The following is a 23,148-nucleotide window of genomic DNA, read 5'->3' on the forward strand; positions in this document are numbered from 1 at the left end:
CGATCTTAAGCAAGCTTCCCGTCTTTCAGCATTTGTGCGTATTCCTTCGCAAAATAGGTGAGAATGGCCGTGGCACCCGCACGCTTGATGCTCAACAACATTTCGGGCATGGCCTTATCGTAATCCAACCACCCTTTCTGTGCCGCAGCTTTCAGCATAGCGTATTCTCCACTCACGTTGTAAGCCGCAATCGGCAACTCAAACTTTTCCTTCAGCAAATGAATGATGTCGAGATACAGCATCGCGGGCTTTACCATGAGGAAGTCCGCTCCTTCAGAAGCGTCCAATTCTGCTTCACGAAGAGCTTCCCACTTGTTGGCAGGATCCATCTGGTAGGTTTTTTTGTCGCCAGCTTTCGGGGCACTTTCCAACGCATCGCGGAACGGACCATAATACGCGCTTGCGTACTTTGCCGAGTAACTCATAATACCCACATTCTCGAAATCCGCATCATCCAATTCTTCTCGGATGTGCTGCACTCTGCCATCCATCATATCTGACGGACCGATGATGTCAATTCCTGCTTCAGCCTGCGCCACGGCCATTCTGCCAAGAATATCCAGCGTTTCATCGTTCAAAATGCGGCCGTCTTCCACCAATCCGTCATGTCCATCAGAACTGTACGGGTCCATCGCCACATCGCTCACCAAGCAACCTTCAGGAAATTCCTTTTTCAGCTTCGCGATAATGCGCAGATAGAAGTTCTTCTCATCGTAACTGTATGTGGCTTCCTTGTCCTTCAGACTTTCTTCCACCGCAGGAAACAGCACAAACGACCGAAGTCCGAGGTTCATGCTCTGCTCCACTTCCTTCAACACTTGGTCTTCCGAAAAGCGGAAAATGCCTGGTAACGAACCGATCTCGTCTCGTTTTCCTTTTCCGTCCACCACAAACAGCGGATAAATGAGGTTGGAAAGGTCGAGGCGGGTTTCGCGCACCATGCTGCGGATGGCTTCGGTGGCGCGGTTTCGTCTGGGTCGTTCAAGCATTGTCTGAGAATGTCGGCTAAAAGTACAAAGCTCCGATCAACCCGTTAGTTTTGCAGGGCTAAGAAATGCTACAGACCGAAGACCTTTCTTTCAGCTACGCGAACGGACCGCGTTTTTCGTTCCCGAACCTATCCGTCAAGGCGGAAGAAGTGCTGCTGGTGCTTGGCCGCTCGGGAAAAGGCAAAACGACCTTGCTTCACCTTTTGGCGGGATTGATGGAGCCGAATTCCGGTTCGGTTTCGATTGATGCACAATCCATTACAGAACTGAAAGGCAGCAATCGTGACAGCTTTCGCGGAAAGAATATCGGAATGGTTTTCCAGCAGGCGCAGTTCATCCGTTCGGTCAGTGTGATGCAGAATTTGCAGTTGGCACGTTCGTTGGCGGGTCTTCCGAATGATGAAAATTTCGCGAAGCAACTACTAACTGAACTTGGCATTGCGGACAAGGCCAACAACCGCCCAAGCGAACTGAGCATTGGCGAACGTCAGCGGGCTGGGATTGCGCGGGCATTGGTCACACAACCGAAAGTTGTTTTGGCAGATGAACCAACCTCCGCTTTGGATGACGAGAACTGCCAATTGGTTGCCGATCTGTTGCAGAAAACCGTAACTGGTCATGGTGCTGCTCTCATCATCGTGACACACGACCAGCGTTTGAAAAACCGCTTTCCATACTCGGTGGAAATATGAAAATGCTGCAGCTTGCATACGCCAATCTGAAGGAGCATTTCCTCACAACTTCGCTTAGCGTCATGCTGCTTTCCATCGGTGTGGGAATGGTGAGTTTCATCGTTACCGTAAGCGGGCAACTGAACGACCGCTTCAACCGTGACATCCGAGGAATTGATATGGTTGTTGGCGCCAAGGGAAGTCCACTGCAACTTATTCTTTCGGCCGTTTATCAGATTGATAATCCAACCGGAAATATTCCATTGAGCGAGGTAAGCAAAATTCAGCGGCATCCGTTGGTGAAATACAGTATTCCGCTTTCGTATGGCGATAGTTACCAAGGCTTTCGAATTGTGGGAACCGACACGCTTTATCTGTCTCATTTCAAAGCCAAATTCCGAGAAGGGAAACCTTGGCAAAAAAGTATGGAAGTGGTGCTTGGAAGTACAGTTGCCGCGCGCTTGGAACTGAATCTTGGTGACCATTTTCACGGAACACACGGTTTTGAAAAGGAAGGTCAGGAACATGAAGAAAAACGTTACTCCGTTGTTGGGATTCTTGAACCGACAGGAACGGTTGCTGACCGTTTGATCCTCACCTCCACCGAAAGCGTATGGGACATCCATCATCACGAAGAAGCGCATGATGAGTCTGCCGAACACCATGAAGAATCTGCGCAGATCACTGCGTTATTGGTCAAGTTCAAAAACCCGATGGGCATGATGCAGCTTCCGCGTTTCATCAACGAAAAAACATCCATGCAGGCCGCGCTTCCAGCCATCGAGATCAATCGTTTGTATGAATTGATGGGAATCGGTTTCAGTACGCTTCAAACCATCGGAATTCTCATTATGATCATTGCTGCTTTGAGTGTTTTTATTTCGTTGCTCAATTCATTGAAAGAACGCAAATACGAACTCGCTCTGATGCGATCTTTGGGGGCTTCTCCTGCCAAACTGTTCGCTTTGGTCATTCAGGAAAGCCTGTTGCTGTGTTTGGCGGGATACGTTTTTGGCATCATCTTGGGTCGAATAGCGATCATGACACTTTCATCTTTCGGAGAAGAACAATTTCATTTCAGCGTGTCGCAAAGTGGTGTTTCTGCGGTAGAAATTTGGCTACTGCCCCTCACGCTTGGTGTAGGTCTGGTCGCGGCCATTATTCCCGCCATCCGTGCTTATCGTTCAGACATTTCAACCATTCTGAGAAATGAATAGTGCCTTTTTTCCCTTGAAGAATAATCCCCCGTCCCGTAAAGTTCCGCAAGCTCCACTTTCGGTCCACCCCCTTTTGAAGGGGGAACTGGCCGGTTCCTCCTTTACAAAGGAGGTGCCGAGGGACGAGGCGGAGGATTTGTCTATCGCGAAAAAACGATCATTCCCGATTTGCAGGATCAGTAAACATCAGTGTTCATTGCCTTTTCTCGTTTTCTCCTTTTTCCTGATTTCGCTGCAAAGCATCGCGCAGCACAAAAAAATTGATTGGTCGTTACTTGCAAAAGTTGACTGGGAAGACCGCTATTTCCCTGCGTATGACGAAACCGTGTGGTATCCTGATTTCAGCAAGGAGGTTCTGGCACTTGACAGCATACTGGTGGAAATCGAAGGCTACATCATTCCCATTGATATTGAATCCAATTATTACGTGCTTTCTGCCAACCCGTACACCAGTTGCTTCTTTTGCGGAAATGCGGGCCCGGAAAGCGTGGTTGAGCTCCAGTTTGCCAACAGACCGGACAAAACATTCAATGCCGATGACATTGTCACATTTCAAGGTCGGTTAAAACTGAACTGGGACGACCTTGAACATTGTAATTATATCTTGCGCAACGCTAAAGCGAAATGAAACTCTTGTTTTCCATTCTTTTTACCCTGTCGGGCGGATTCGTTTCAGCTCAAACCCTGGTGAGCTGGAACACGTTTGCACAGGTCAAATTCCATCGCGAATATTCCGAAACATTCGGTTTTGAAGTGAACGTGAAACCACCTGAATTCTCGGATGAATTGATGGCTTTGAACGGAAAAGAAATACGAGTTAAAGGCTACGTGATTCCTGTGGATGTGGAGCTTGGTATGTACATGGTTTCGGCCAACCCGTTTGCCAACTGCTTCTTCTGCGGAAACGCAGGACCTGAAACCGTTGTAGAATTATTCCCTGGAGGAAAATTCCCTCGATTCGCCACTGATCAGATGGTCACCTTCAAAGGTGTTCTGCAGATCAATACCCAAGGAGAAATGAATGCAGTGCCGTATCAGCTCTTCCAGGCGGAAGTGGTGAAATGATCAGGCGTTTTTCAGCCGCTCAATCTTCTCAAACAGGCTGGTTTTGAGGCTCTGTGCGCCAACTCGGAAATCCTGCACCTCTTTACTGACATCCTGATGTTTGAACGGAAATTCCCGGTCCTTTAAAAGCACACGGTCCTCAACTATTTTCAAAAGGTATTCTTCATGCTCCCGTAGAAGCTTTTTGTGTCCTTCAACCCGATGTTCCAAAAATGATGTAAGGGTTCGCTTGAGGTGAACTACATCTGCTGCATCGCCCGATTCTGCTGCCTTCAGGCCATAGATGTCCAAAATCCGCTGAAAGAACATGAGGTCGATAACCTGCGTGTTGATCTCCGATTGCCATTGCCTGACCTCCTCGTAAAACGTCTGGGCCTTTACCCTATCATTTACCTCCACCGACATATTTCAAAAGTAACCCATGAAGGTCGGAAACAAAATGATTAAGGTTGCTCTGTGCGCAATAAAGCAAATTGCAAGTGGGCGCTACCTCTATGCTGCTTCTTTTTTAAGCTTCAATTTCCTTATTCCGTAGAAGACCCCTATCAAGACAAGAAGGCCGACCAGAATGTCCAAGGAAATTGCCGTGTTTGGTGGTGGTGGTGGTGGTGGTTGTGCAGCCGCGTTATAAGCGGTGGAAAACAGCACGATCAGGATTGAGAGAAGCTTCTTCATTTGTCAGCAAGAACACAAAAATATTCAATTTTATTGAAACGCAACTTTTTTTGAAATGGTTTCACCCATTGCATCAACCGCCTGAAAAATATAAACCCCGTCTGCCAAAATCGTTCGATCCATGTCAGTTCCGCTTTTCGTTCCGGACCAAACCTCCCGATAAACCTCTTTTCCTGTACAGTCGTATACGAAAAACTGTCCATCTGAAATCTCAATCTGGAATGAGATTTTTACTAATGCCCCGTCACTAATCACTTTAAGATTAGGCCTCGTTCTTTCTAAACCAGATGTACCCGTGACCGTTTGAGGGTAAAAATGAATTATAAACCTGAGCTCATCATCAGATGGCGCGCTCCATGTTGAGTACGTGGAATCAACAAGCAAATCCTGCGAAACGTTCTGCGCCAGATCCTCAAGTGTGACACCCATTCCCGCAGGAAGTGTGTATAGTTCCTTAAACGTAAAGTCGTATGATGCCAATTCTCCGGGGTGAAAGCCCATGGGAACGTCTGTCTGTTGGGTTATGTGAGGCAGTCCATTTATAGACAACTTCGGATTATTCGGTGGTTCAGGCGGTTCAACAACCTCGGTATAAACATGCGGCTGGTTTTGATTCGCAATAATGAGGTTAGCGTCACAACATGGGTCCCAACCAAGGGTTGGTTCTGATTGCACTGGGTTTAAACCATCTTCAAAATAGACCTGAGTAAAGTGTGCAAATCCGTTACCTTCAACTTCCACCCGAACTGAATAGTCCCCATATTGCGCAAAACATGTTGTGCCGACAAACATGGTCAGAGGAAGAAGTAATCGTGTTTTCATCAAGTTTATGTTTATTCAAAAACGGAATTATAAAGTTGATGGGTTCGATCTGAGATTCCTCACTGCGTTCGGAAAAGCAGCCAAACTTTGTTCTTGTTTTCCTGACGAAGGAAGGAACTCAACGCTTTTGTACCGTTTACTTTATAATTCCGTTCAAAAATACAAAACCCCAACCACGAAATCGTGTTTAGGGTTTCTTTTGAGGTCGGGAGCGGATTCGAACCGCTGTACGAGCTTTTGCAGAGCTCTGCCTAGCCACTCGGCCACCCGACCATGCCGCAAAAGTAATAATCGCGGAGATTAAACCACGATGAATTTACTTATGCTGTTCTCCACACTATTCTGCTTTGCCCCAAGTTGCCACCAACTGGTGGGTTGAATTTGGTCAGGCTCACTTCCCATTCAGCCACCCACGAATACTGCTGCTGGAGTTTTTCTGCAATACGCCTTGCAACTGTTTCGATGAGTTTTGAACGGATTTCCATTTCCTGCTTCACAAGGTTGTACACAACCACATAATCAACTGTTTTGTTCAGGTCGTCCGTGTCGGCACATTCGTTGAAGTCGGCAACCGCTTTGATGTCAACGCGGTACTTCCCTCCTATTCTGCCTTCTTCTTCCAAGCAGCCGTGATAGGCATGAAGCCGAATATCCTCGATAAAAAGCTCTTGCATCACTTCAGTTTTGCAACACCTTCGCGAAGACGTTCAACCACTTCTTTCTGTCCCAACAGTTCTGTCATTTCGAACAGAACAGGACCGCCTCCTTGTCCGCTCAAGAGAACACGGAACAACTGCATTACGTGACCTGGATTAATCTCGAGGCTTTCTGCCGTTGATTTGAATGTTGCTTCAATTGATTCCGCTTTCCAGTCGGTCATTTTCTCGAACGAATCCGCGAGCGCAGGGAAAAACTTGGCTGCGTTCTCATTCCAACGTTTCTCCACAACCTTTTCGTCAAACGATTCTGGTTTCAGGAAAAAGTAATAACCGAAATCCCAGAACTCAGCCGTGAATTGCGTTTTCTCCTTGATGAGTGCACAGACCTTCGCTACGTGCTCATCTGAGGCTTCGATTCCTTTTTCCTTCAGCGTTACCTGAAAAATATCCGCAAGGGCTGCATCATCGTACGAACGCAAGTATTGCTGATTATACCACTTGGCTTTTTCGGGGTCGAACTTGGCGCCTGATTTACCTACACGCTCCAGTGTGAAAGCTTCAACCAATTCTTCCAACGAGAAAATCTCTTGGTTTGTACCTGGATTCCACCCGAGCATTGCCAACATGTTGGTGAATGCCTCTGGGAAATAGCCTCGCTCGCGATAACCTTGTGATTCTTCACCTGTGTTCGGGTCTTTCCAGTTCAAAGGGAAAACCGGGAATCCGAGTCGATCACCGTCTCGCTTGCTCAACTTTCCATTTCCGTCAGGCTTAAGAATAAGTGGCAGGTGCGCGAAAACTGGCATCACATCTTCCCAACCCAAATAGCGATAAAGCAATACATGAAGCGGTGCTGACGGCAACCATTCTTCACCACGAATAACGTGGGTGATCTTCATTTTGTAATCATCCACCACGTTGGCCAAATGGTAGGTCGGCATGCCGTCTGATTTGAACAGCACTTTATCATCCATCTGAGCCGAATGAACCACAACCCAACCACGAATCACATCATGGAAACGCACTTCCTCCTTACGCGGAATCTTGATTCGTATAACGTATGCTTCACCCGAATCCAATCGTCTTTTCACTTCGTCTTCTGAAAGCGTGAGCGAATTCTTCATGGTTTCCCGTGTCACCGCGTTGTATTGCGGTGCGGCAACTTTCGCTTTTTTCAAACGCTCACGCATCTCGTCCAACTCCTCTGGCGTATCGAACGCATAGTAAGCGTGTCCGCTTGCAATCAACTGCTCTGCGAATTCGCGATAGCTTTCCTTTCGCTCCGACTGTCGGTATGGGCCGTATTCGCCACCCGTTTTCGGGCCTTCGTTCAGCTGCATTCCGCACCATTCCAGCGCTTCCATTATGTACTCTTCGGCACCAGGAACGTAGCGCGTTTGGTCGGTATCCTCAATTCGGAGGATGAAATCTCCGCCATGCTTTTTGGCGAACAGATAATTGTAAAGCGCGGTACGCACGCCTCCCATGTGCAACGGCCCCGTTGGGCTGGGAGCAAATCGTACCCTTACTTTTCGGTTTTCCATCAAGGTTGATTTTGGGCGCGCAAAGGTAGCCTTATTTAACATTTGTTCCTGAGTGGAAGCACTTCGCGCAGCGGAATACCCGTATTTTTGTTAGTCGGTCGCGATAACAAAGGAATTACGAAGGCGTTGAGACGAACATGAGCGGGGACGGCAACCAGTTACTTCAGAAGCTTGATGAGTTCATTCGGAAATATTATCTGAATCAGCTTATTCGTGGGGCGTTGCTCACCACGGGGCTGTTGGTGGCCTCGTTTTTGGTTTTCGCGATTTTGGAATATTACGGGCGTTTCGGCATTACGGGCCGCACCATTTTCTTCTATGCGCTGCTGCTGGTTTCGGGTGTTGCGCTGGCGCGATGGGTCATCGGTCCGCTCATCCATCTCTACAATATCCGACCCGGAATTTCTTACGATGAGGCCGCGACCATTGTCGGAAAGCATTTCAGCAATATTGAAGACCGCCTGCTGAACACTCTACAGTTGCAACGCTCGGCCGCTGGTTCGAGTTCAGAACTGTTGTTGGCCAGCATCGACCAACGCATCACCGAACTGAAACCCGTTCCGTTTTCCACAGCCATCGACCTGAAGGAAAACAAGCAGTTTCTGCGTTACGCGTTGCCGCCCTTGTTATTGTTGCTGCTGATCTTGGCCATTGCGCCTTCCCTTATTACAGAAGGAACTCGCAGAATTGTGAATCACCGAACGGCTTTCGAGAACCTCGCTCCGTTCCTGTTCAATATTCAGAACGAGGAACTCTCTACTATTGAGTTGCAGGATTTTGAACTGGTAGTTTCGTTGGATGGAAAAGAGGTTCCGAACGACCTTTATGTGGAAATTGACGGCAAGCGCACGCTGATGAACAAGTTGAGCGCGGCCAAATTCTCATACGTTTTTCATCAGCCGCGCGAGAATGTGGATTTCCGTTTGGGCGGTAACGGTTACAATTCTTCAGGCCACGAATTGAAGGTGCTGCCCAAGCCTTCTGTAGTTGGGTTTGATGTGGCGCTGGAATTCCCGAAATACATCAATCGACCGAACGAGAACCGCCAGAACAGCGGTGATCTGTTGATTCCTGAAGGAACGCGCGTCAACTGGAATTTCAACACGAACAAGACCGACAACCTGAGCATGGTCTTGGGCGATGAAACCGTGGAGCTGAACCGAAACGGAAAGGACAACTTCAGCTTTTCGGAACAATTCCGAAAGAGTGCAGAGTACACTATTGTTGGTTCCAACGAATTCCTGAAAGCAGGTGATTCGTTGCGCTACACGGTTACGGTTGTTCCTGACTTGTATCCGTCCATTTCGGTGGTCGGTGTGGAAGATTCGCTGAACCCGAAACGCATGTATTTCAACGGGCAGGTGAAGGACGATTACGGTTTCTCTTCGCTTGTTTTCAAGTTCAAAAGATTGAATGAAGACGGTTCATCATCGGAGGAAAAGGATATGGCAATCGCGGTTTCCAAGAATCAGAAGTCAGAAACGTTTTTCCATTACTGGGATCTGACCGAACTCGGTTTGGAACCTGGCGATGCAGTTGAATACTACTTCGAGGTTTGGGATAACGATGGGGTGAACGGCAGCAAATCGTCCCGTTCGGAAACCATCACGTATCGCGTAGCAACGCTGAATGAATTGGCCGCTGAGAACGATGCCAAAAGCGAGCAGTTGAAACAGGAACTTTCAGAAACGTTGAAGATGGCCAACGAGATGAAGAAAGACCTCGATGACCTTCAGAAAGACCTTCTCAACAAGAAAAATCTCGATTGGGAAGACAAGGAGAAAATGAAGCAGATGCTGCAAACGCAGAAGGCCCTTCAGAAAAAGATGGACGAAATCCAGCAGAAATCGGAACAGAAGAACTCCAAAATGAACGAGATGATGGAGTTTGATCCGAAGCTGGTGGAGAAGCAACAGCAACTGGAAAAGCTATTCGAGGAAGTGATGTCGGACGAGATGAAAAAGCTTTTCGATGAGATGGAAAAGCTGATGGAGGAAATGACCAAGGAAAAGGCGCAAGAGCTTTTGGAGGACATTGAACTCAGCAACGAAGACCTTGAAAAGGAACTTGACCGCAGTTTGGAACTCTTCAAGCAACTGGAGTTTGAGCAGAAACTGGAGCAGACCATGGAACGGTTGGAGGAACTGGCCAAGGATCAGGAAAAACTCTCTGAAGAGACCAAGAACAAGGATGCCGACAATCAGGAACTGAGCGATAAACAGGAGAAGCTGAATGAGGAATTCGAGGACATCGAAAAGGACATTGACGACCTCGAACAGAAAAACGAAGAGTTGGAAACTCCGAACAAAATGGAGGATTTCGGCAATGAGGAAGAATCTGTTTCGGACAGTCAGAAGGAAAGCAAGGAGCAGCTGGACCAGAATCAGAACAAGAAAGCTTCCGATTCGCAGAAAAAGGCTGCAGACCAAATGAAGAACATGGCTCAGAAAATGGGCAACATGATGATGCAAATGCAGGCGCAAGGCCAACAGGAAGATATGGAAGCACTGCGCCAGATCGTGGAAAATCTGCTCACGCTTTCCTTCGACCAAGAAAAACTCATCGGCAACTTGAAGCAGACCAATATCAACGACCCGAAATACACGGACCTCGCTCGCGAACAGCTCAAGCTGAAGGACGACAGCAAACTCATTGAGGATTCGCTCTATGCGTTGAGCAAACGTGTTCCACAAATCGAAACGATTGTGAACCGCGAAATCCGTTCGGTCAACTCCAACATGAAGAAATCCATCGAAAAGATGGCTGACCGCAAAACACCTGAGGCACTTTCGCGACAGCAGTTTGCGCTTACTTCATTGAATAATCTGGCGTTGCTTTTGAGTGAAACCGTTCAGCAAATGCAGGCTGCCGCGGCTCAGGCGGCTGGTTCTGGTTCGTGCTCCAAACCCGGAGGAGGCGGCAAGCCTTCGGCTGGGGCCATGCGCAAACTGCAAGAGCAGATGAACAAGCAGATGAAGGAAATGCGCAAAGGCATGCAGCCTGGCGGCAAACAACAGGGGCAGAAACAGGGCATGTCTCCCGGAAACCGGGGCATGAGCAAGCAACTGGCACAAATGGCGGCTCAGCAAGAAGCGCTTCGAAACATGGCCCGTGAATACGAAAAGCAACTTCAGAAAGAAGGCGAAACAGGTAAAGGCGGTTCGGGCGAGATGAAGAAGATTCAGGAGATGATGGAGCAGACCGAAACTGACCTCGTGAACAAAATGATTACGCAGGAAACATTGATGCGCCAGCAGGAAATCTTAACAAGGCTCTTGGAGGCGGAAAATGCGGAGCGCGAACGGGAGCAGGAACAACGCAGAGAATCGAAGGAGGCAAAAAATGAAGATTATGGTAACCCTGAGATTTTTTTCGAGTATATAAGGCAGAAAAAAAATGAGACCGAACTGCTGCGAACCGTGCCTCCGAACTTAAGTCCGTTCTACCGCGACAAAGTTGACGAGTACTTCAAAAAGCAGGTGGAATAGCTGCACTAATGGAAAAACAGAGCCTGAACTTTGACTCAAAGGCCGACAACATTGTCATTGCCGAAAAGCTTGTTGATGACGTTTGCAAAAAGTACTCGGTGGATGAGGATTACTACGGAAACATTCTGATTGCTGTAACCGAAGCCGTGAACAACGCCATCAACCACGGCAATCGCCAAAATCCTGATAAGAAGGTTCATCTTGATTTCACCGACCGTGGTGACCGACTTTCGTTCAGTGTGAAAGACGAAGGCGAAGGGTTTGACCATGATGCGCTTCCGGATCCGACCGACCCAGAAAACTTGGAGAAAATCAGCGGCCGCGGTGTGTTTCTCATGAAACATTTGGCCGATGAGGTCGAGTTCTCAGAGAACGGAACCAAGGTGGAAATGATTTTCAAGGTCGGCTAAATGGCTGATGTTTCGTTCCATTCGGAGCAAACCGATTTTATCGTTTCAAATCCTGAACAAATTGCCGCTTGGCTTGAGGAAACTTGCCGTGCTGAAGGCAAGGAACTGGCCGAACTCGGAATCATTTTCTGTTCGGATGATTACCTCTTGGAGATGAATCGAAAGCATCTCGACCACGACTATTTCACAGACATCATCACATTCGATTATTGCGTGGATTCTTTCGTTTCGGGTGATCTGTTCATTAGCATTGACCGCATCGCTGAAAACGCTTCCGATTTAAACGTTTCGATGCTTGATGAATTGCACCGCGTGCTTGTTCACGGGGTGCTTCATCTCATTGGTTATTCCGACAAGGGAAAGGCCGCCAAAACTCAAATGACTTCCAAAGAGGATTTTTATCTATCTTTGCGCTCCTTTTAGAGGATTCAATCATTTGGTTTTCAGTTACTTATGATTGTTCCACGTGAAACTTGAAGCATGCACGCTCATTATGACGTAATTGTTGTTGGTGGTGGACACGCAGGATGCGAGGCCGCTGCTGCTGCCGCGAACTTGGGTTCCAAGACGCTGCTCGTTACCATGAACATGAACACGATCGGACAGATGTCGTGCAACCCAGCAATGGGTGGTATAGCCAAAGGCCAGATCATTCGTGAGATTGATGCGCTGGGCGGTTATTCGGGTATTGTTTCCGACCGTTCAGCCATTCAGTTCCGTATGCTGAACCGTTCCAAAGGACCGGCCATGTGGAGTCCGCGTACACAAAACGACCGATTCAAATTCGCTTACGAATGGCGTATGATGCTGGAGCAAACCAGGAACTTGGACTTCTGGCAGGATACTGTCAATGAGGTGATTGTTGAAGGGGAAGCGGTTTGTGGTGTCAAAACTTCGCTTGGTCATACGTTTAGAAGTAAGGCTGTTGTACTTACCAACGGAACCTTCTTGAATGGACTGATTCACATCGGTGAGAAGAACTTCGGTGGCGGTCGAACTGCTGAAAAAGCTTCTGTTGGTCTGACCGAAAACTTGGAAACTTTTGGGTTCGAATCTGGCCGAATGAAAACTGGAACTCCACCAAGAATCGATGGTAGATCCATCGATTACTCGGTAATGGAAGAACAGCCGGGAGATGAACATCCAAGCAAATTTTCCTTCTCAGACACTTCAAAACTGTCCTCACAGCGAAGCTGCTATTTAGCTTACACCAACGATGCGGTACACGACATCCTCCGACAGGGTTTTGATCGCTCTCCGATGTTTACAGGCCGTATTCAGGGACTTGGCCCTCGTTATTGCCCTTCCATTGAGGACAAGATTGAGCGTTTCTCCGACAAGAACCGCCATCAACTATTTGTTGAGCCAGAAGGTTGGGACACAGTGGAGGTTTACCTCAATGGATTCTCAACTTCGCTTCCTGAAGAAATACAATACAAAGCGTTGCGACTAATACCAGGTTTTGAGAATGCAAAAATGTTCCGTCCTGGTTACGCAATTGAATATGACTATTTTCCACCAACCCAGCTTTCGCATACGCTTGAAACCAAGTTGGTAAAGAACCTGTTCTTCGCTGGGCAGATCAATGGAACAACTGGCTATGAAGAGGCGGCTTGCCAAGGACTAGTCGCAGGAATCAATGCACATCAGAATATTGAGGAGAAAGAACCGTTCATTCTCGGACGCTCAGAGGCTTACATCGGGGTTTTGATTGATGACCTTATCACAAAAGGAACCGAAGAACCTTACCGCATGTTTACGTCCCGCGCGGAGCACCGAATTCTACTCCGACAAGATAATGCGGATGAACGGCTAACTCCGGTTGGACATCATATTGGATTGGCTTCCGATGAGCGTTTGATGCGGGTAGAATTCAAACAACAAAAGGCTCAGGAAATAGAAAAGGTTCTCTCAAAATTGAGCTTGGAAACGGAGGAAAGCAACGCATATTTATCTGGTCGTGATAGCAGCGAGGTAAACCAAAAATTACGGGCGTTTTCATTGATTTCTCGTCCTGAGACCGATTTGACCTCAATGATTGATTCCATCGAATCTGTCCGTGATGCGGTTCATGCTATTTCCACTGAAGCTGAGATTATTGAGCAAGTTGAAATACGTGCCAAATACTCTGGTTACATCCGAAAAGAACAGGATACTGCTGACAAACTCTTGCGCTTTGAGGGTATTCGGTTAAAAGATGATTTCGACTATGATAAGCTTCAATCGTTGTCTGCAGAAGCTCGTCAAAAGCTGACTAAAATCCGTCCTCAATCCATCGGACAAGCATCAAGAATCAGTGGTGTTTCTCCTTCCGATATTTCCGTTTTACTCGTTCATTTAGGTAAATAGTTTCACGTGGAACATTCTTTAGAAACACTTGAAAGCTGTCCTTCTTGCAAGACAGACAGCTTCCGAGAAACCCTTCGTTGTGTAGACTCAACGTACTCAAAAGACACATTCACAATTGTTGAATGTGTCAATTGCGGTCTTCATTTTACCAACCCCAGACCAACAGAATCAGTCATTGGCAAATACTATGATAACCCCGATTATGTATCGCATACAGACACTCAACAAGGGTTCTTATTCAAGGTATATGCGCTTGTCAAAAACTACACACTGGGTAAAAAAGAACAGCTTCTTTCATCGCTTACGGCAGACAAAACCGTATTAGACTATGGCGCGGGTAGTGGTGATTTTTCCAATTATCTACAGCAATCCGGCTGGTCTGTCTCTGCTTTTGAGCCTGACCCAAATGCCCGTGGTTTAATAGAAAAGAAGAACCCTTCCATCAACTTGGTTAACACCCTCAACGAAATTTCTGAAGCATCGCTTTCAGTAATTACTCTTTGGCATGTTTTGGAGCACGTTCATCGGCTTGATGAAACCCTTGACGAGTTCAAGAGAATACTAAAGCCAAATGGTAATTTGATTATCGCTGTTCCCAATCATACTTCGTATGATGCCAAGGTTTACAGAGAAGGCTGGGCTGCTTATGACCTCCCGCGCCATCTCTATCATTTCAATCCAAAAACCATCGAACCCCTTTTGAAACAGGTTGGTTTTGAATTGGTTGCATTCAAACCAATGTGGTTCGACTCGATTTATGTTTCCTTACTTAGTGAGAAAAATCGCGGCTACAATGGCTTGATTGCTTGGCTAAGAGCTGGACTTATCGGTTCACTATCAAACCTTAAAACCGTATTTGACACTTCCAAGTGCTCCAGCATCATCTATATCTTCCAAAAGTCTGAATAACGCGATTATGGAGGTTTTTTCTTCCTCTGCTATGCCTTACTCAAGAAAAGAAAAGAAATGCGCTCAGCGTTTAATTCTGTGCGTCAGTTTTTACACGAATTTCAACCGGCTGTTCAGTTCATCCCTGTAAGAACCGCCTACTGGAATAATTTTCTTGTCGTCCTCCATAACCAAGTTGTTCTGCTCAATGGCCACAATCTTATCAACTCTTACAATATAAGACCTGTGCACTCTTAGAAACTCACTACTGGAAAGCTTTGCCAACATATCCTTCATCGTTGAATGAACAGTATACTTGGCGTCCTTGGCATGAATGATCACGTAATCCTTCAATGCCTCCACGAAATAGATTTCCTTGGTCTTAACTTTAACCAAACGGCTATTCGACTTGACGAAAATGCAGTCGTCCGCTGACTTATCAAGAACGATAGAAGAGTAGAGGTCCCGCTCTTTCTTGACCTCCTGCTCCTTCCCGTGTTTGTACAACGCCATCTCAATGGACGTATGCAAATCGATTTCCTTGAACGGCTTGATGATGTATCCATAAGGCTCGGTCACTTTTGCCTTACTTAATGTACTTTCATCGGCATAAGCCGTAAGAAAAATGACAGGAATCTGATAACGATTGCGAATCTGCTCTGCCGCATCGATACCGCTGATTTCTCCTTTTAGCATGATATCCATAAGAATGAGGTCTGGCTTGTACTGGCCTGCCGCATCAATAGCGTCTTCTCCCGTGTTCTCAACGCTTGGTACTGCATAACCAAGCTTCTTCAGACTATTCTGAATATCCTTTGCAACGATACTCTCGTCCTCTACAACCAATACACTTGTCTTTGCCATAATCTATTGCTCTTTGAACACGATGGTGAACCGCGTTCCATTTGAATTATCTATTTCCAATTCTCCACTAACCTGCGTAACAAGGGTTGTTACCAACTGTAACCCAAGTGACTCTGCATTTTCTATATCAAAGTTATCAGGAAGTCCTATACCATCATCACTGATAATTAGTTTCAATTTTCCATCCGTTAGTTTAGAAAACTGCACTTCGATAACACCATTTTCTCTTCCATTGAACGCATACTTCAATGAATTAGAAACTACTTCGTTGATTATCAGTCCACACGGAATAGAGGTGTCCAAATTGAGGTAGATATTCTCAAGTTCAAAATTCAAACTTATTCCGCCTTCAGGACGAGAATATGAGTGATACAGATTCTTCGTGATATTCTGTATATACTCTGCAAAGTTCACTTCCGAAAGCGTGTTGCTCTGGTACAGACTCTCGTGAACAAAAGACATTGATTTGATCCTGTCCTGACTTTCTCTAAGTATGCCAAGTGCTGTTTCATCTTCAATGTAAGATGATTGCAAATTCAAAATGCTGGAAATCACCTGCATATTGTTCTTCACGCGGTGATGAACTTCCTTTAAGAGTACTTCTTTCTCCCTTAACGATTCTTCCAGCTGTCGCTCGTACTCTTTCCTTTCTGTAATGTCCTCAAATACGGCCACAAAATAGTTAGGACTGTCATTCGTGTCTCGCACCAGCGACACCGTCACATTTGCACTTAACAATTCACCATCTTTCCGAATGTAGGTTTGTTCCCGCGAGAAGTTCTTAATCTTTCCACTTAACAGTTGATCCCAATCAACAAGGCTCTCTTCTACTTCCTCAGGAACCGCTAATTCATAGAACGTTTTCTTGTAAAGTTCTTCTGCTGAGTAATTTAGCATGTCACACAGACGCTCGTTCACGAGTAGGAAACGTCCCATTTTTGCTATCCGTGCAATACCAATATATGCCTGATCATAGATTGCTCTATGCCGCTCCTCACTTAAACGAAGTTCCTCTTCCGCTTTCTTAATGGCCGTGATGTCTCGCGAAACGCCCATCGCCCCTACGATCTCTCCTTTCTCATTCCTTAAAACCGATGCCGATAGAAAGGAAATAAAGAATGTTCCGTCCTTCTTCTTATTGATAATTTCATTGGCCAGCGAACCATTTTCCGTTATACGCTGAATGACCTTTTTCATTTCCTGCTCATCAGAAAAGAGCAGAGATAGATGTTGACCTATTACCTCATCGCGTGTGTATCCGAAAGTTGCTTCTGCAGCTGCATTGAACTCATTGATGGTATAATCAATATCTGTGGCCACGATCATATCCAACGAACTGTCAATAATGCTTCGCGCATATTGCTGCGCCTGCCGTAATTCCTTTTCCGCTTTCGTTCGGTCAATGATTTCCCGCTGAAGTTGGAGATTTGTTTCCTCCGCTATCTGTGCCCGGAGCTGCTCACGAGCGAGTTGCTTCCTTGTGGAAACGTCATGCAACAACAACTGTATCGCTCCATCATCCAGCATACTTCCGCTTGCTTCCACATCGAGCAATGATGTCGTTCCCGACCGTACAATCTTCAATTCGATGAATCCTGGTTCTCTTCCGTTCTTGATTCCGTTGATGAGAAGATCGAACTCGTTATTGTACGATGGATGCAGAAAATTTACTGGCTGCAATCCCGCAACCTTACTCTGTTCAATTCCGAGCAATTTTATGGCGTGTGGATTTGCATACTCAATGCTACCGTCACGAAAAATGAGAACGCCTACTGGCAAGTTCTCAATCAAATGCTGATAGCGTGTCGTTTTATCTTCCACCCGAATATTATTGCTCATCTTCCTTTCCCGCTTGCGCTACCTTTTCTCCGTCAACCTTAATTAACTCTCCCTGTCGGTAGGTTTCCATTCGTGTCTGTACTCCCTCTTCGTTGAACGAATACCAATCGCCTTCCTTCTGGCCAAACTTGTACGTACCTACTTCTTCAACCTGTCCGTTCTCGTAGAACCATGTGTGCTTTCCACTTTCCAAACCTTGTTCAAACTTACCCTCAAACCTGAGTTTTCCATTCGGATAATGGTATTTCCACATGCCATTACGTTGCCCAGCCACATAAGTTCCTTCTTCCTTTTCGTCTCCCAAGTCAATCAACCATTCTCCTTCACGTTCACCAGAAAGGTAATTTCCCTTCGACACAACCTTACCCGTATCGTTGTATTCGATGGCCAAACCTTCTTCCAATCCATCATAAAACACCTCCTCTCGCCAGGTTTGTCCGTTAGCGAAAGTCCATTTCCATTCACCATCTGGTTTACCGCGGTGATAGCTCCCTCGCTGTTCCTCCTTACCGTCTTTGTAATAGAAGACCCAATCACCTTCGCGAAGTCCATCCTTGTATTTGCCTTCGCTGCGTAACTCCCCTGTTTCGTAGAATTCTTTCCACGGTCCTTGGCGTCTTCCTGCCTCATCTACAATTCCTTCTCCTGTTACTTTTCCCTTGCTGTAAATTTTTGCGCCCGTCACTTTTCCGTCCATCGAAAACTCGCGATGCACTCCTTCCTTCACTCCCTTGTTGTAACTACCGACAGATTTGACCTGAGCGTTGGGATAATATTCTCGCTTGATGTCCAGTTTCGCCAATTCCTCTGGCTCTGGTATCAGAATTCCATCCTCATACTTCAGCGTTTCCACCAAGTTTCCTTCCTCATCGTACGTTTTGAAATAGCCGTTCTTCTTATCGTTCTTGTATCGTCCCTCAACCTTTACGGAACGGCTTTCATAGAATTCTTTCCAAAGCCCTTGTTTCTGGTTGAATTTGTCCTTGCGGTTTATGCGTTCGCGGTTAGCAACATAGCCGTTCCTGTATTCGATAATGGCTGTGATCCGTCCATCATCTTCTGCAAATTCGTACCCGAAACCCTGTTCTTTCCCCTTACCCAGCGTGTCCAGCGGAATGGTCTCGGCCAATTTTCCTGATGGATAGTACTTCTTGATCGTTCCTACCAGTACATCATTCTTAAACGTTTCTTCCTTCTGCAAAACACCATCTTCGAAGAACGTCTTTCGAACACCGTTTTTCTTCCCATCCAAATACGTGATACTTTGGGTAATTTCTCCTTCAGGAGAATAGAATTTCCAGATGCTATCGAGTTGATGTTTGACGCGGTTCCCTTCCGATTTTAGCGTTCCGTCTTCATAGTAGGTTTTCCAATAACCTTCTGGCTGACCATCTTGCATGAACCCTTCGCTGGAAACAACACCATTGTCGTAGGTAAATTTGACATACTCCTTTTCCTGTGCCTCAGCGTTTGTGGCAAACAGAAGAAAAAGCAGAAAGAAGTGGTTGCGCAATTTCATAACGAAGCGGTAAAGATAGATTCAAACGACCGATAGCTAAAAACGATCAACAAACTGAATTAATATTTAAAAGAGATTTAGAAATATCTATGTTGATATTATTAGTGTGTTGATTCGTGCAAAACTTTAAAAACGGTTTTTTGGTTGGGATAGTTATCAGCTTTACATAACACGAAATGAACATAAAATTCGGAAGGATCGTTCTGTAAAATCAAGTATTTACGGATTTATCAACCGTTTGTCAATAACGTCTATTGTTGGTATTTGATTGCATCTTTGACAAGAGAAATGATGACGGAGATCGTTGACATTTGACGGATCAAAAGATTTGTCTAATCCAATTGTTTGGACAACTGAGCATTTGGTTTGGTTACGGCAAACATTTGTTTGAGAAGATGTTAACAACCAAATAAGTTTTACCGATTACCAGCGTGAATAAGTTGGAAGTTTGAATAGACCATTATTAACACGAATTACGAATGGAAAAGATCGCGATTTCCTGCGACCACGCAGGGTTTGAATTGAAGGAACGTATAAAAACAGAATTGGTTGGGAAAGGATTTGATGTGGTGGATTTCGGGCCAAGCACACCTGAACGGGTAGATTACCCAGATGCCATTCATCCGTTGGCAAAAGCAATCGATTCGGGTGAAATTTCCCGTGGTATCATCATGTGTGGAAGCGGAAATGGCGTTGCGATGGTCGCCAACAAATACCCGAACGTGCGCGCAGGCTTGGCTTGGGAACCAGAACAGGCGGAATTGACACGACAGCATAACGATGCGAATGTGCTGTCGCTCCCTGCACGTTTCATCTCTGAACAGGAAGCGTTGGAATGCGTGGAAAAATTCTTGAATACGGCATTTGAAGGAGGAAGACACACAGAACGGGTGAAGAAAATTCCTATTCCATGCTGAGAAATGTACTGCTGATTTGCATGGTTTCTGTTGGTTTTTCGGCCTACGGCCAGAAAGACAGTTTACAGTTGAAATACGCAGAAACCATTACCGCAAAGGATCTGCGCAAGCGGTTGGAAATCATTGCTTCGGACGAGTTTGAAGGCCGCGAAACGGGGCAGGAAGGACAGAAGAAAGCGGCCAATTACATCAAGGAGCAATTCCAGGAATTCGGGTATCAGCCGATAAAGCAATTGGGTGGATATTTCCAGCCATACAAGTTGCAACTCACCTATCCAGACACGGTGAAATTGATGGTCGGTTCGGACACGCTCCAGTTCTTGAAGGACATGTACTATTTCCCTGGTTTCGGAGATATGCTCATCCAGACGGAAAACCTGCTCTACTTGGGTTATGGAATTGCCTCGGAGAACTACAGCGATTATGCTGGAGTGGAGGTGAAAGACCGTGTGTTGATGATATCGGGTGGCGAGCCGAAAGACAAAAAGGGAAAATCGTTGGTTACGGGCACGGAAGAGTTAAGTGATTGGACAACGGATTGGACAAAGAAGATTGAATTGGCACAGGTGAGTGGAGCAAAGGCGTTACTGATCATCGACAATAATTTCACATCATCTGTCACACAATTTGGCCGCTACATAAAACGGCCCGATTTACAGATCGGTGATGAACCCGTTGAACCTGAAGGCATACCCTTGATCTACATCAGCAACCGTATGGCCAATCGTACATTGAAAGGAGCGGGCGAAAAAGGAAATCTGCAGAAGTTGGAAACAACGATAAGCAAGAAGGGAAAACCGTTGCATAGAGAATTGAACGTACCAGTGACGATTGATGTGAAAAAGAACCGCGAAGAATTGACCGCGGAGAATGTGCTGGCCTATCTGCCAGGAAACGAAAAACCAGACGAATTGGTGGTGGTTACCGCGCATTACGACCACTTGGGAAAAAAGGGAGAAGACATTTATAATGGCGCGGACGATGATGGTTCTGGAACGACCACACTTTTAGAGATTGCCCAGGCCTTTGCACAAGCGAAGAAGGAAGGAAACGGACCGAAGCGCAGCATGCTGTTCATGACCGTTTCGGGAGAAGAGAAAGGATTGCTCGGTTCGGAATTCTACACCGACAATCCGGTTTTTCCGCTGGAGAACACGGTTACGGATCTGAACATTGACATGATCGGGAGAATTGATGAGAAGCACGCGCCCGATTCCAACTACGTTTACATCATTGGTTCGGACAAATTGAGCACAGAATTGCATGCGTTGAGTGAGAAGGTGAACGAAACATATTCAGGGCTGGAATTCGATTACACGTACAATGACGAGAAGGACCCGAACCGTTTCTACTATCGGTCGGATCACTACAATTTTGCGAAAAACCAGATTCCCGTCATTTTTTATTTCACGGGAGTTCACGAAGATTACCACCAGCCAACAGACACGGTGGATAAGATCATGTTTCAGAAGATGGAAAAGATTGCAAGACTCATATTTCATACGGCATGGCAAGTGGCCAATCGTGATAAGCGGTTAGAGGTAGAAACCCTCCAACCCGTGAAGGGGGAGTAACGAGAATGGAAGCTGGTTGAAAAAGTAAAAGAGGACGATGCGAAAAGAAAGATTTATAAAACTACACTGTTTATTCAATTCCCCCTTTGGGGGATTTAGGGGGTTGGTATGATCTATTCGCTACCGTTCATAGCGGCCTTGGTCGGTTGGTTCACCAATTTTATTGCGGTGAAAATGCTCTTTCATCCGAAGGAGCCGGTGAACATATTGGGCATCTACACACTTCAGGGCATCTTTCCGAAAAACCAAAAAAAAGTAGCAGAGAACATTGGCCGAATGGTGGCAGAGGAGCTGCTGTCGAGTGAGGACCTGAAGGAAAAACTCAACAACCCAGAGAACATTCTGACCATAAAGGAACTACTGGAGGCTAAGATCGACTTTTATCTCAACGTTACGTTTCCTAAAAACTATCCGATAACAGCTGCATTGGTCGGTGACAAGCGTAAAACGAAGCTGAAAGACACGGTAATGGCAGAAGTGGACGAATCGGTACCAGCCATGATAGACAGCTACCTGTCCAATATTGAGGAGAAGTTCAATGTGGAACACATCATTCGCGAACGCGTGAACAACCTATCGCCCGAAAGGCTCGAAGGTCTTATCATGAATCTGCTCAAACGCGAATTCAAATTCATTGAATACATCGGTGCGGTTATCGGTTTCCTGATCGGTTGGATTCAGGTGTTGATGGCCACACTTTAATTGAACCAGGACGATCGTCTGTAAAATCAGATAAGTGTTTTCTGAAAGCTTCGGAGATGATCTGGTGCGCAATTGCATTCGGGTGATGATCTAAACGACACAGCCAATACTGTTGCTTATTGTCATCAGAAAAACTGGTGTGAGACGAGGAAAATCCAACACCTGATCGTGAACAGACGGAGGAAATGCTGTCAATTGACGCAAGGTGTTCATATGAAACCACAAAGACAGAAAACGACATGTTATTGGCAATGCAAACCGAGTCAATCTTACCAAGGATTTGCTGACACTGTTTAACTTGTGTTTGTGTTGGATACAACTCGCTCTCGGAGCGATGAAGAAAGGAATGCATCGATCGCTTGACAATATTGCCGAAGTAACTGTTTAGCATAGGTGGACGAGCGCATTCAGATTTCACAGTAGGATTGTATCCTTCAAGGTCGAAATCATTGTAAGGGCAGAAGCCAACAACAATATGGTCGCATTCAAACGGGAGAACCCGTTCAACAAGCATGTCATAATAATTGAAAAGGTTATAGGTGGAAACCGAGAAATTCAAAACCTCCAATGGGCCATTTTGACAGGATTCCTCAACCAACGCATGATAGCTTTCATTCATCGCTACACCAGTGGCCATGCTAAAAGAATCCCCCAGCAGGCCGACACGCGTAACACCGGGAGGTTTGGTTTTTTCGTATTCACGGTCGTTCATCCCGCAAGAATTGGTTTTAACAAAAGCAAACTTGTGCCATGTTGTTTTGTTGGGAATCAGTTCATATTCAAGATTGGATTCAGGACGCGTGTACCATAAATGCGAATTCCAAAACGGATTGAATGAACTGATCTGATACGGACTCAAACCTTTAGGGCCGAACAGGTAGAACCTCGATATGATCTCGGCAAAAAAGAACGAAAACAGGAAACCAAGAAATAGTAGAAGTGTATTTCTTTTCAAA

Annotated in this window: 22 protein-coding genes and 1 tRNA gene; 12 read left to right on the forward strand and 11 right to left on the reverse strand. The window is 46.0% G+C overall.

Going from position 1 to position 23,148, the window contains the following annotated elements; translation table 11 throughout:
• Positions 1-5: 5 nt before the first annotated feature.
• Positions 6-989, reverse strand: coding sequence for a porphobilinogen synthase (gene hemB / locus GC178_06405; GenBank protein MBI1287195.1), 984 nt, complete (start codon positions 987-989; stop codon positions 6-8).
• 65 nt (positions 990-1,054) lie between these two features.
• Here hemB and GC178_06410 point away from each other — a divergent pair, with 65 nt between their 5' ends.
• The 4 genes from GC178_06410 to GC178_06425 are packed head-to-tail and all read left to right on the forward strand — an operon-like array spanning position 1,055 to position 3,942.
• A complete protein-coding gene (locus GC178_06410) occupies positions 1,055-1,681 on the forward strand; it encodes an ATP-binding cassette domain-containing protein (GenBank protein MBI1287196.1) in 627 nt (208 codons plus the stop codon).
• Complete coding sequence (locus GC178_06415) at positions 1,678-2,877, forward strand: FtsX-like permease family protein (GenBank protein MBI1287197.1); 1,200 nt, start codon at positions 1,678-1,680, stop codon at positions 2,875-2,877. Before GC178_06410 ends, GC178_06415 begins: the two co-directional genes overlap by 4 nt.
• The gene (locus GC178_06420; GenBank protein MBI1287198.1) at positions 2,870-3,505 is read left to right on the forward strand and encodes a hypothetical protein; all 636 of its coding nucleotides are present in this window, start codon (positions 2,870-2,872) and stop codon (positions 3,503-3,505) included. The genes GC178_06415 and GC178_06420 overlap by 8 nt, the downstream gene beginning before the upstream one ends.
• Positions 3,502-3,942: a DUF3299 domain-containing protein gene (locus GC178_06425; protein MBI1287199.1), complete on the forward strand. Its 441-nt coding sequence runs from the start codon at positions 3,502-3,504 to the stop codon at positions 3,940-3,942. The genes GC178_06420 and GC178_06425 overlap by 4 nt, the downstream gene beginning before the upstream one ends.
• Here GC178_06425 and GC178_06430 read toward each other — a convergent pair whose 3' ends face one another.
• The 6 genes from GC178_06430 to GC178_06455 form a co-directional block, all read right to left on the reverse strand.
• Entirely contained in the window at positions 3,943-4,347 is a 405-nt protein-coding gene (locus GC178_06430; GenBank protein ID MBI1287200.1) for a hypothetical protein, read from the reverse strand.
• Positions 4,348-4,434: 87 nt separating this feature from the next.
• Positions 4,435-4,617 carry a hypothetical protein gene (locus GC178_06435; protein ID MBI1287201.1) on the reverse strand — a complete coding sequence of 61 codons (183 nt, stop codon included), beginning with the start codon at positions 4,615-4,617 and terminating at the stop codon, positions 4,435-4,437.
• Between the two features lie 30 nt (positions 4,618-4,647).
• Positions 4,648-5,439, reverse strand: a complete 792-nt coding sequence (locus GC178_06440) for a hypothetical protein (protein ID MBI1287202.1) — start codon at positions 5,437-5,439, stop codon at positions 4,648-4,650.
• Between the two features lie 202 nt (positions 5,440-5,641).
• A tRNA-Cys gene (locus GC178_06445) sits at positions 5,642-5,712 on the reverse strand.
• A 47-nt stretch (positions 5,713-5,759) separates the two neighbouring features.
• A complete protein-coding gene (gene folB, locus GC178_06450) occupies positions 5,760-6,113 on the reverse strand; it encodes a dihydroneopterin aldolase (GenBank protein MBI1287203.1) in 354 nt (117 codons plus the stop codon).
• Positions 6,113-7,642 (reverse strand): glutamate--tRNA ligase, encoded by a 1,530-nt coding sequence (locus GC178_06455; protein MBI1287204.1) that lies wholly within the window; start codon positions 7,640-7,642, stop codon positions 6,113-6,115. The genes folB and GC178_06455 overlap by 1 nt, the downstream gene beginning before the upstream one ends.
• A gap of 137 nt (positions 7,643-7,779) precedes the next feature.
• Here GC178_06455 and GC178_06460 point away from each other — a divergent pair, with 137 nt between their 5' ends.
• The 5 genes from GC178_06460 to GC178_06480 are packed head-to-tail and all read left to right on the forward strand — an operon-like array spanning position 7,780 to position 14,798.
• Positions 7,780-11,130: a DUF4175 family protein gene (locus GC178_06460; GenBank protein ID MBI1287205.1), complete on the forward strand. Its 3,351-nt coding sequence runs from the start codon at positions 7,780-7,782 to the stop codon at positions 11,128-11,130.
• An 8-nt stretch (positions 11,131-11,138) separates the two neighbouring features.
• Positions 11,139-11,540 carry an ATP-binding protein gene (locus tag GC178_06465; protein MBI1287206.1) on the forward strand — a complete coding sequence of 134 codons (402 nt, stop codon included), beginning with the start codon at positions 11,139-11,141 and terminating at the stop codon, positions 11,538-11,540.
• The gene (gene ybeY, locus GC178_06470) at positions 11,541-11,963 is read left to right on the forward strand and encodes an rRNA maturation RNase YbeY (protein ID MBI1287207.1); all 423 of its coding nucleotides are present in this window, start codon (positions 11,541-11,543) and stop codon (positions 11,961-11,963) included.
• Between the two features lie 57 nt (positions 11,964-12,020).
• Positions 12,021-13,889: a tRNA uridine-5-carboxymethylaminomethyl(34) synthesis enzyme MnmG gene (mnmG, locus tag GC178_06475; protein MBI1287208.1), complete on the forward strand. Its 1,869-nt coding sequence runs from the start codon at positions 12,021-12,023 to the stop codon at positions 13,887-13,889.
• Positions 13,890-13,895: 6 nt separating this feature from the next.
• Positions 13,896-14,798 carry a methyltransferase domain-containing protein gene (locus tag GC178_06480; protein ID MBI1287209.1) on the forward strand — a complete coding sequence of 301 codons (903 nt, stop codon included), beginning with the start codon at positions 13,896-13,898 and terminating at the stop codon, positions 14,796-14,798.
• Positions 14,799-14,888: 90 nt separating this feature from the next.
• Here GC178_06480 and GC178_06485 read toward each other — a convergent pair whose 3' ends face one another.
• From GC178_06485 to GC178_06495, 3 genes are read right to left on the reverse strand one after another with little or no spacing between them, the layout of a single operon-like run.
• Positions 14,889-15,641 carry a response regulator gene (locus GC178_06485; protein ID MBI1287210.1) on the reverse strand — a complete coding sequence of 251 codons (753 nt, stop codon included), beginning with the start codon at positions 15,639-15,641 and terminating at the stop codon, positions 14,889-14,891.
• Positions 15,642-15,644: 3 nt separating this feature from the next.
• The gene (locus GC178_06490) at positions 15,645-17,480 is read right to left on the reverse strand and encodes a PAS domain S-box protein (protein MBI1287211.1); all 1,836 of its coding nucleotides are present in this window, start codon (positions 17,478-17,480) and stop codon (positions 15,645-15,647) included.
• Positions 17,470-18,999: a hypothetical protein gene (locus GC178_06495; GenBank protein ID MBI1287212.1), complete on the reverse strand. Its 1,530-nt coding sequence runs from the start codon at positions 18,997-18,999 to the stop codon at positions 17,470-17,472. The genes GC178_06490 and GC178_06495 overlap by 11 nt, the downstream gene beginning before the upstream one ends.
• A 479-nt stretch (positions 19,000-19,478) precedes the next feature.
• Here GC178_06495 and rpiB point away from each other — a divergent pair, with 479 nt between their 5' ends.
• The 3 genes from rpiB to GC178_06510 all read left to right on the forward strand — a co-directional run bounded on the left by rpiB (position 19,479) and on the right by GC178_06510 (position 22,192).
• A complete protein-coding gene (gene rpiB, locus GC178_06500) occupies positions 19,479-19,916 on the forward strand; it encodes a ribose 5-phosphate isomerase B (protein ID MBI1287213.1) in 438 nt (145 codons plus the stop codon).
• On the forward strand, positions 19,913-21,490 hold the full coding sequence (locus GC178_06505; GenBank protein MBI1287214.1) for a M28 family peptidase: 1,578 nt from the start codon (positions 19,913-19,915) through the stop codon (positions 21,488-21,490). The genes rpiB and GC178_06505 overlap by 4 nt, the downstream gene beginning before the upstream one ends.
• Positions 21,491-21,598: 108 nt before the next feature.
• Positions 21,599-22,192, forward strand: a complete 594-nt coding sequence (locus GC178_06510; GenBank protein MBI1287215.1) for a DUF445 family protein — start codon at positions 21,599-21,601, stop codon at positions 22,190-22,192.
• On the opposite strand, the gene GC178_06515 is transcribed toward GC178_06510, so the two are convergent.
• Positions 22,143-23,147 carry a hypothetical protein gene (locus GC178_06515; protein MBI1287216.1) on the reverse strand — a complete coding sequence of 335 codons (1,005 nt, stop codon included), beginning with the start codon at positions 23,145-23,147 and terminating at the stop codon, positions 22,143-22,145. The genes GC178_06510 and GC178_06515 overlap by 50 nt on opposite strands.
• Between the last annotated feature and the right edge of the window lies 1 nt (position 23,148).

This window comes from Flavobacteriales bacterium (assembly GCA_016124845.1).
GTDB lineage: Bacteria > Bacteroidota > Bacteroidia > UBA10329 > UBA10329 > UBA10329.